This window comes from Collinsella sp. AM31-2AC, from assembly GCF_003469285.1.
GTDB lineage: Bacteria > Actinomycetota > Coriobacteriia > Coriobacteriales > Coriobacteriaceae > Collinsella > Collinsella aerofaciens_AT.
In genome coordinates, this window is record NZ_QSJB01000012.1 from 89,002 (window position 1) to 98,368 (window position 9,367).

General features: G+C 57.3%; 6 protein-coding genes. 4 read left to right on the forward strand and 2 right to left on the reverse strand.

The genetic code is table 11. From position 1 onward, the window contains the following. Window positions 1-236: 236 nt before the first annotated feature. Window positions 237-1,235, reverse strand: coding sequence for a hypothetical protein (locus DW796_RS07185; RefSeq protein ID WP_118094699.1), 999 nt, complete (start codon window positions 1,233-1,235; stop codon window positions 237-239). A gap of 653 nt (window positions 1,236-1,888) precedes the next feature. Here DW796_RS07185 and DW796_RS07190 point away from each other — a divergent pair. The 4 genes from DW796_RS07190 to DW796_RS07200 all read left to right on the forward strand — a co-directional run bounded on the left by DW796_RS07190 (window position 1,889) and on the right by DW796_RS07200 (window position 6,098). After that, a complete protein-coding gene (locus DW796_RS07190) occupies window positions 1,889-3,268 on the forward strand; it encodes an ATP-binding protein (RefSeq protein WP_118094700.1) in 1,380 nt (459 codons plus the stop codon). An 82-nt stretch (window positions 3,269-3,350) separates the two neighbouring features. Further along, window positions 3,351-3,527 carry a hypothetical protein gene (locus DW796_RS10430; protein WP_158567708.1) on the forward strand — a complete coding sequence of 59 codons (177 nt, stop codon included), beginning with the start codon at window positions 3,351-3,353 and terminating at the stop codon, window positions 3,525-3,527. A gap of 82 nt (window positions 3,528-3,609) precedes the next feature. Then, window positions 3,610-4,905 (forward strand): ATP-binding protein, encoded by a 1,296-nt coding sequence (locus tag DW796_RS07195; protein WP_118094701.1) that lies wholly within the window; start codon window positions 3,610-3,612, stop codon window positions 4,903-4,905. Window positions 4,906-5,363: 458 nt separating this feature from the next. Then, a complete protein-coding gene (locus tag DW796_RS07200; protein WP_158567709.1) occupies window positions 5,364-6,098 on the forward strand; it encodes a 3'-5' exonuclease in 735 nt (244 codons plus the stop codon). A gap of 224 nt (window positions 6,099-6,322) precedes the next feature. Here DW796_RS07200 and DW796_RS07205 read toward each other — a convergent pair whose 3' ends face one another. Then, on the reverse strand, window positions 6,323-9,235 hold the full coding sequence (locus DW796_RS07205; protein WP_118094703.1) for a type I restriction endonuclease subunit R: 2,913 nt from the start codon (window positions 9,233-9,235) through the stop codon (window positions 6,323-6,325). Between the last annotated feature and the right edge of the window lie 132 nt (window positions 9,236-9,367).

The following is a 9,367-nucleotide window of genomic DNA, read 5'->3' on the forward strand; positions in this document are numbered from 1 at the left end:
CGGAAACTGCGACCCGGAATCGATGCTCAGAATGGGATGCGCTTTCCGAATCGCCTTCAGGCGGAAATCGCATCCCATTCCGAGTCTTCATTCTGGGACACGCTTTCCGCAAGGAGCTTCGTCGGGAAAGCGCATCCCGTTTTGAGCACTCAGTCTGGGACATGGTTTCCGCGGGAGCTTCCGACCGGAAAGCGTATCCCGGTTTGGTAGGCAGGCGGGCATAAGCTCAGCGGTCCCTACAGGTCTACCTCGTTGAGCCATGTCGGTAGCGCGGTCTGCCGGATGCCTGCCGTCTGCAGCTTTTTGGCGAGCATTCCTGCCGAGCGGACCTCGTTCATGGTAAAGCGCAGCAGAGGGTGACCGTAGAGCGATAGATGCGCCTCGCGCTGTCGTTCGGCAACGAGCGCCTCGGCGGTGGTGCGTCCGGCCAGCATGGTCTGGTCGGTATATTTGATGAGCCCGTCGAGTTCGCCCAGCGTGAGCTCCCTGGCTTGACGCTCCCAGGCAAAATCCGTTCGCATGCTTTCGGTCGAATCGAAGGGGTCCGTCAGCTCGTATTGAAGCCAGTCGGGCGCAAAGCCCATCTCGATCATGACGGCTCGGGCGACCGATTCCCCGCCGCTCTCGGCGCGGGCGTCGGCATATCGAAGCGTTGTGAGGGCGGTGCGAATCGCGCGACCATTGCGGGCAGTCGCTCGTTGCTCAACGGCCTCCATCAGCTGTTCCCGCGCAAGGCCGAGCTTTAAGATCGCCGAATCGGCAATGGGCATGCCGTCGGCAAAACCAGTTTGCAGCAGACAATCTGTGACCGTTTGGATGGGCGGCGTTACCGATATGCCGGATAGACGGATTGCTCCGGCCGGCTCGATCTGATGCCGCTGAATATGCGCGCCCGGGCGAGCCGATGGCTTGGTGGCGCTGCAGATATGCGCGACATTCAGATGTCGCCACGAGACCTCGAGCCCCAGCAGGCAAGCTGCCGAAAACGAGCAGAACGTCCAATCGGGGTGGATGATCGCAAGGGCGCAAATAATCTCGCAATGACGCTGCGCCCGGTTGAGCTCATCCCAGCGCATTTTGCGCGCGAACAGTCCCGGCATGGGCGAGACAACCGTGCTGCCGGTGCGCCGAAGGAGCGCTTTTCGGATCGCCGCGCTCGGGGGAATCAGACAGCGCCCCTCTTGTTCGGCTTGGTTCAACAGCTGGTCGATGAGTTGGTCATTGCAATGGGTCATGAGCTACCGCCTCCTTTTGGGTAGCAAAAACGTATCAGCCGGAACTTGCCGCTCAACTGACCAAAAGCTGACCAAAATCTAACCATGCAGGTAGATGGCCTGTTTTCGGCGACATTTTTACATCCGAATCGGTGGGCGGTAATCGGCGACCTTGAACGGTAGCGAGTTATGGAGACTGGGTAAGTTTCGGGACGTGTACTTTTTTGAAAAAGAGCATTCTATCTGCTGTTTTGTGTTTCTGGATCGCATATTTGAAGGCATGTGATAAGGGCTGCGGATCGTCGTCTTGTATCTGCGGAAACTGTGACCCGGAATTGCCGCTCGGAATGGGACGCGCTTTCCGGGACGCCCCTCAACCGGAAACTGCGTCCCAGACTTCGGTCCCAGAGTGGGATGTATTTTCCGGTAGAAGTTTCAGCGGAAACCGCATCCCAGAATTCAGGCTCAGAATGGGACGCGCTTTCCGGATGGCATGTTTGGCGGAAGCTACGGCCCAGTTTTTTGCACCAGAACGGGATGCGTTTTCCGGAACGGCCCACGTACGGTGGGTTACCGTCCCTTTTGCGTGGCCCGCTTGTCGAATTACGTTATAGCTAGCTATATTATAGGAAGGTATAATATAGCTAGCTATAACGTAAAGGAAGGATGACCCTATGTTTATCGGAAGAACAGCGGAAATGTCCGAGCTCAATCGACTGTATGGCACGGGCTCCTTTGAGATGCCTGTGATTTACGGCCGCCGTCGTGTGGGTAAAACGCGTCTTATCACAGAGTTCATCCAAGGCAAGAAGGCTATTTACTTTCAAGCTCGTCGTACCAATGCAGAGGCAAATCTGCACGGCTTTAGCCAGGCGATACTTGCGGGTTCGGTTGGTGCTGCAGGCGTGTCGTTTCGTAGTTTTGACGAGGCGTTCGATGCATTGGCCACCATGGCTCGCACGGAACGTTTGATTGTCGTGATTGACGAGTACCCCTATCTCGCCCAATCGAATCCCGAGATCAGCTCGTTGCTGCAAGACAAGATCGATCACCTGTACAAAGAGACCAAGCTCATGCTGATTCTATGCGGCTCGTCTCTTTCGTTTATGGAGGAACAGGTGTTGGGCTACGAGAGTCCACTATACGGTAGGCGTACGGCCCAGTTTAAGATCATGCCGCTTGATTTTACGACGACCCTCGGCCTGTGGCAGAGCATGAGTCGCGAAGACGCTGCAGTTTGCTATGGTATGACGGGCGGCATTCCTGCTTATATCGAGAAAGTCGATCCTGCCGCATCACTCAAGGATAACGTCAAACGTCTTTTCCTTACCCCTACGGGCTATCTCTTTGAAGAGCCGAGTAACCTGCTAATGCAAGAGTGCCGCAATCCCGAGCAATATGATGCGATCGTGCAAGCAATTGCTCAGGGGCGCTCGAAGATCTCGGAGATTGCGAGCTCTACGGGAATCCCTGCGAGCAACGTAAAGAGCTATGTGGATAAGCTGGCGTCGCTTGGGATTGTCGAGCGCGAGCTGCCCCTAAACGAGACGAGCAATAAGCGGGCCGTGTATCTACTGAGCGACCAGATGTTTAGGTTCTGGTACAAGTTTGTGCCGCAGAACATCGGGTTGATTCAAAACGATATGGCCGAGATGGCGTATAAGCGCATTGAGCCGCACGTGTCGGATTACATGGGCACGGTCTTTGAGCTTATATGCAGGCAATACGTGTACGAACTCGCGCGCGCGGGCCAGCTCAATGTGGTTCCGGCGAGCGTCGGGCGCTGGTGGGGGACAGACAATCGCACGCATACGCAGGAAGAAATCGACTTGATTGTTGACGATGGCGAGGGCGCTGCGCTGTTTGCGGAGTGCAAATGGCGCAATGAACCGACGGGTGAAGACGTGCTGCAAAAGCTCGTGCATCGAAGCGAGCTCTTTAGACGGCAACGAAAAAGCTATGCACTTTTCTCAAAAAGCGGCTTTACGCAGGGATGTCGGGATGCCGCAGAGAGTAGGGGAGACGTCAAGCTGATCTCGTTTGCCGAGATGTGAGGGCGGAGATAACCAAGCGCGCTCTGATGTGATGCTCGGAATGGGACGCGCTTTCCGGATCGCCCTTCAAGCGGAACCTCATATGTTCAAGAAATGGGAGGCAGCTCATCGCGAGCCGGGGCCTTTTGTTTGGAGCGGAGGCAGCATCCCGGAATTCGGGCAATCCGGTGGTCAGGGGTTGAGCGAGCGTCGCGCTAAGGATGTCAAGCGTAAAACCTTCAATGAAAACAGCGTAAAAACTACATCTGTAAGGGCGTAAAAACTACATTGAAAGTAGCGTAAAATCCGCATTGAGAATGGCGTAATTTCGCATATCGCGTGATAGAGAGGGACGGCCGTCTATGGATGCACCAAAGAGATTGACCCAAAAGGGATATAGGCCCCGGCTCATAGAGGAGCGCCTCGACACCCTTATGCGGGCGTTTGGCTGTGTGGAGATCAACGGCCCCAAATGGTGCGGCAAGACCTGGACGGCGCTCTCTCGCTCGGCAAGCGTCTCCAGGCTCGATGAGCCTGCGCAGCGCGCGGCGGCAGAGGTTGACCCAAGCCTGGCGCTCATCGGCGATGCGCCACACCTGGTCGATGAATGGCAGGAGGTGCCCGAGGTTTGGGATGCCGCCCGGCGCTTCGTGGACGCGAGCGGCAACGAACGCGGGACACTTTTGCTCACGGGCTCGACCGCGCTCAAAAGCGAGGAGCGCAGCCATGTTCGTCATTCCGGCACGGGTAGGATCGCCCGTCTGTCAATGCGCCCCATGGCCCTGTGTGAGTCGGGCGACGGCGAGCCGCTCGTGTCACTGGCAAGCCTCTTTAAGGGCGAGGGTTTTGCCCCTCAGCGTCGCGAGAGCACGGTGGATGACGTCGCCCGCTGGTGCTGCAGGGGCGGTTGGCCTGCAAATCTTGGGCTTTCGGAAGATCTTGCGCGAGAGACGGCAAGCCAGTACGTGCACTCGGTGCTCGACGTCAACGTGCTGGATGAGGGCATGTCGCCCGAGCTTGCACACGGCCTTTTGCGAGCTCTTGCCATGAACGAGAGCCAGGCTGTCACGTACAAGACGCTCATAAAGGACGCCTCGTACGGTGAGGCGGGCCCCGACGAGAGGACCATCGCTGCGTACTTGGACCTCTTCAACAGGCTCAAGCTGACCGAGGACCTGTGCGGATGGGAGCCGCCCATGCGCTCGAAGGCCCGCGTTCGCGTGCGCCCCAAGCGCTACTTCTGTGACCCGTCACTTGCGGCGGCGTTGCTGGGGGCTACCCCTGAGCGGCTGCTTGGCGATATGCAAACGCTAGGGATGCTCTTTGAGAACCTCGTTCTGCGCGACGTGCGCGTGTTCCTTTCCACCTACGGCGGTGTCGACAACAGTGTCCATTATTTCCGAGATGAGAAGGGCCTTGAGGTCGATCTGATCGTTGAGCACGACGGGCGCTGGGGAGCCATCGAGGTCAAGCTGAGTGATGCGAAAGCAGACGATGGAGCGAGAAATCTCAAGGCGCTGGAGAGGAAAGTGCTCTCCAATCCTGCCGCCCAGAATGCCGCGCCGGCGTTTTTGGCGGTCGTGGTTGGAAAGGGGAGCATTGCCTACACACGCGACGACGGCGTGGCGGTGATCCCCATGGCGGCACTTGGGGCGTAGTGGTTTTGCGGGCGTGCCGTGCTTCCTTTACCGAAAATCCATTTGGTAAACCAGATGCTCGCGGATAGAATAAAGTCGACGGCAGCCCAAGTTCTGGAGAGCTGGGCAGCGCCGTTGCTTGGTCAAGGGGTCAGTGCCTTAATGGCAGCGACTCGTTATGCTTCGAATGCTGCTTGAGTGCCTCGGAAAGTTCGATAAGCGCCGTGAAGAGCGAGACCAAAGCAACCAAGAGCTCTACGAGCTCTGATGGGCCCGGGATGACCGCTGATTCAAGTCACCGGGCCTCAATCTTTTTCATGCATTTGAATAGAGCGGGCGGGATCCCTTGGGTCCGTCTGCGTGGCGCGTGCCTGGTGCGTGGCATTGCGCTCCGCTTTCATGTCCGCACGGGCGGCTACGCTTACCGCAACGTAGCCGCCTATGTAGCAAGCGGCAAGCAGTGGAGAAAGGCCCTAACCGTGTCAGCTGAAAAGACGCCGTGTATCTTGGCTGTCGATACGACGAACTTTGCGCGCCAGATTGTGCTGGACTTTGAGTTTGCGCCGGTGCCAAAGCAGCGCCAGCGCCGCGGGCTGCGCAACGAGATTATCGAGGTCGGCGCTGTCAAACTCGATTACCACGGCAACGTTATGGGCGAGTTCTCGCAGTTTGTGCAGACAGAATTTACCGAAGGCGTTGCGTTTCCCGTCCGCGAGCTCACGGGGATATCGGCCGTGGACACCGCGATGGCCGACCCGCTCTACATGGTGATCAAAAGGCTCAGCGATTGGATTGGTCGCTACTCCGCCCAGGTGGTCTGTTGGAGCGGGGCGGACCGTCGACAGCTTTTGACCGAGTGCCAGGCAAAGCATATCGACCTTTCCGTATTTCCTACGGATTGGGCTGACTTGCAGGCGTTTTACACCTCGATCATGGACGTGGGCAGCCACGGGTGCGTCTCGCTGGGCGACGCGGCAGCGTGGTTTGGCATCGATTTTGACGAGTCGACGGGTCACGCCCACAGCGCCCTAGCCGATGCACGCGTGACCGCCAAGCTGCTCAAGCAGATGATGGAGGGGGACTATCACGTGAGTCCGCACGCCCAGGAGATCCGCCAGCGGTGGGGGATGGGCGAGCGAACCCAGACGCGCCTTTCCAAGAAGTGCCCCGAGCTGGGTGACCTGCTGCTGAAGCTGAAGGCGGAGGGGAGGTAGGGGGCGGACATCATTGTCGTTTTCGCCTGCGAAGAAGGAATCAATTAACTACAAAGTGTGGATGGCTTCTAGTGAAGACTTAACCACCAGATTATGAAAGGGTTAGCGGGCCATTGGGGTTGCAGTGTTCACCCGTCGCAAGACGTTGCTCGTTCAAATTGGGACGCTCCGCATCCGATGAAATGGTTGATGCGGAGCGTCCCTAGAGACCTGTCTTCTGTTGCCTAATAGTAGAGTTCAATATACGAATACGCCTTATCAAAAAGAGCCTGGTCTTTGAGCTTGTAGCGCATCCAAAGAATGGCGCGTAGCCGCTTCTTGACCTCTTTGACGCCTGCTGTGGTTGCCTGCCAACCGTCGAATCGGGTGATCTTAACGATTTCGTCGATGTCGCCGACGATGTTCTCGACGATGATTGGCGTGTCCCCATTCTTTACACCATTGAAGAGTTCTGTGAGGGCAGCCTTGCCCTTGTCCTCCTCTTCTTCGGGCACGACTTCCTTTTCGGCCGCTCGAGCCTCTCTGGCGAGGTCGATGAGCATCTTGAGGAACTCGACGCTGTTGATGAGACCTTGCTCGTGACGTTCCCTCAGGTCCTCCAGGCGCTCGCCGAGCTTCTGGAACTTGCCATTCTTATCGTGCCTGCGGATTCGGGCGACGAGATCTATCTCCAGCTTACGCGTGATCTTCTCGGTATTGCTCTTGTCGTTGATGAAGTGCTCGATCATGTCCTCGTCGAGTTCAAGGATGTCGTCATCGTCTCGGACTCTCTCGACGGTGATGTTCTCGTGCACGAGCTCGATTGTCTTGGGCCCGAGCGCTGCCCAGATGAGCTTCCCGCGATTGTCTACCGGTCTCACGGAATCGTAGACCTGCGAGAGCCAGATGAAATCGGGCTTGTAGGGATTGAGACATGGGTCGGGCGAAAGGGCTTCCCACGCTCTGTTCAAGACCGAGAAGTCGGCCCCAAACTGGTCTTTCACCTTTGTCGTTGGCAGGCATTGTTGAGCTTCGAGAAGGGACTCCCAATCCGCGCTGCGGCGGTCTCTGACCGTTGAGAAGTACTCAAGACAGCAATGCATAAGCCCGGGCAGCTCAGCCTTTACCTCGTCGATGTTGGTTATAACTTTCTGCACCTCGGCCTCGTCGAAGTGCAGAGACTTGGCGACGTTGTCGAAGAGGCCGATATAGTCGACAATGAGACCGAATGTCTTCTTGTCGTTGTAGACGCGGTTGGTTCGACAGATTGCCTGCAACAGCGTGTGGTCGCGCAAGGGCTTGTCAAGGTACTGAGTTTGCAGGATGGGCGCATCGAACCCCGTGAGCAGCTTTGCAGTGACGATGAGAATCTTGAGCGGATCGTCCGGGTCGCGGAAACGGTCAAGGAGCTTTTCCTCGGCATCGCGATCTCGACGGTATGCCTTGTAGCGGTCTTCCTTGTCGTTGTTTGTGTCCATGACGATGGTGACTGCATCAGTGCCCAAGAGCTTGTCGAGCTCCTCCTTATACAGCAGGCAACACTCTCGGTCGTAGCAGACTACCTGCGCCTTGAAGCCGTCGGGCTCAACCTTTGACTTGAAGTGCTTGGCGATGTGCTCGCATACCTTGTGGATGCGGTCGGGGGCCTTCATGACGGACTCGATCTTGACGCGCCTGGTGAGTTCCGCCTTGTCCTCTTTGCTGAGGTCTCGGGTCATTTCGTCAAAGGCGGCGTTCACGACCTCTTGGTTGACGTGGAGCTCGACGGGAACGGTTTCAAAATGGAGCGGCAATGTGGCGTGGTCGCGGATGGAGTCGGCGAAGGAATAGCGGCTCATGTAGCCGGACTTGTCCTCTTTGGCACCGAAGGTGTGGAACGTGTTCTTGTCGGTTCGGTTGATGGGCGTGCCGGTCAAGCCGAAGAAGAAGGCGTTTGGCAAGGCGAGTCGCATCTTCTCGCCGAGGTCGCCCTCTTGGGTGCGGTGCGCCTCGTCGACCATGAGGATGATGTTCTCGCGCTCGTTGAGCGTCCCCGCAACCTCGCTGAATTTGAAGATGGTGGTGATGAGGATCTTTCTCATGTCCTGCTTGAAGAAGGACTCAAGCTCCTCCTTGCTGCCGGCGCTTGCGAGGTTGGGGATGTCGGATGCGTTGAAGGTCCCCGTGATCTGGGTCTCGAGGTCGATTCGGTCATCCACGATGACGACGGTCGGGTTCTTGAGTTCGGGGACCATGCGCAGCTTCTGGGCAGCGAATACCATGAGCAGTGACTTTCCTGAGCCCTGGAAATGCCAAATGAGGCCACGCTTCGGGTATCCTGCGCGGACGCGGTCTACGATGAGGTTCGCGCCCTCGAACTGTTGGTAACGACAGATCAGCTTGATGCGTCGATGCTTCTTGTCGGTGGCGAAGAGCGTGAAGAACTGGAAGATGTCCATGACGTTCGTGGGGGTTAGCATGGACGCCATGCTTCTCTTGACGTCGGCAAGTGTGCCCTCGCTCTTCTTGTCGCCCTCATGCCAGGGTCCCCACATCTCGGGAGGCATGTTCACCGACCCGTAGCGATAGCATTTTCCTTCGCTGGCGAAGTTGATGGCGCTACAGACGAACATCTGCGGGATGCTCTTCTCATATTTAGCGATGTCGCCAGCGCCGTCGAGCCAGGTTATCGAATCGCGCACCGGCGTCTTGAACTCGCCGATGACGAGCGGAAATCCATTGACAAGAAGGACGAGGTCGAGGCGCTTACCGCCCTGTTCCTGGGGGTAGACCCACTGGTTGGTGACGATGTACTCGTTTTTGTCAAGATCGCCGTCCGCCGCCGTGCCAAAGAAGCGGATGGGGACCATGCGGCCGTCTTTGCCGTAGGGGAATGAGTTCTCCTCGATGACGAGCTTTTTGAACCGCTCGTTGGTGGAGACCAGGTTCTGCGGACTTGTGGACTGAATGAGGGCCCTGAGTCGGTAGATGATCTCGTCGGCGCGATCGGGGTCTTCTGCGATCTCCGGGTTAAGCCTGATGAGGGCGTCCTTGACCATGGGCTCGACCATGACGTCGGCATGGCGGCGCGGGAGGTCTTCGGCAGCAACGTATCTCCAGCCAAGGCTGGCAAGCGCCTCGACGCTCATTTGCTCGATGGTGTTGTCCTCGTTAAACATCTCCGAGTCCTAACTCCTGGTTCAAGATTTTCTTCGTCGTGGCGTTTAGCTCGTCGAGGGCCTTTTGTACGGCAAATTTCGATTTGTCCGCCTCGGCAGCGAAGTCGGCGAACTCCTGTTGGAGGGACAACG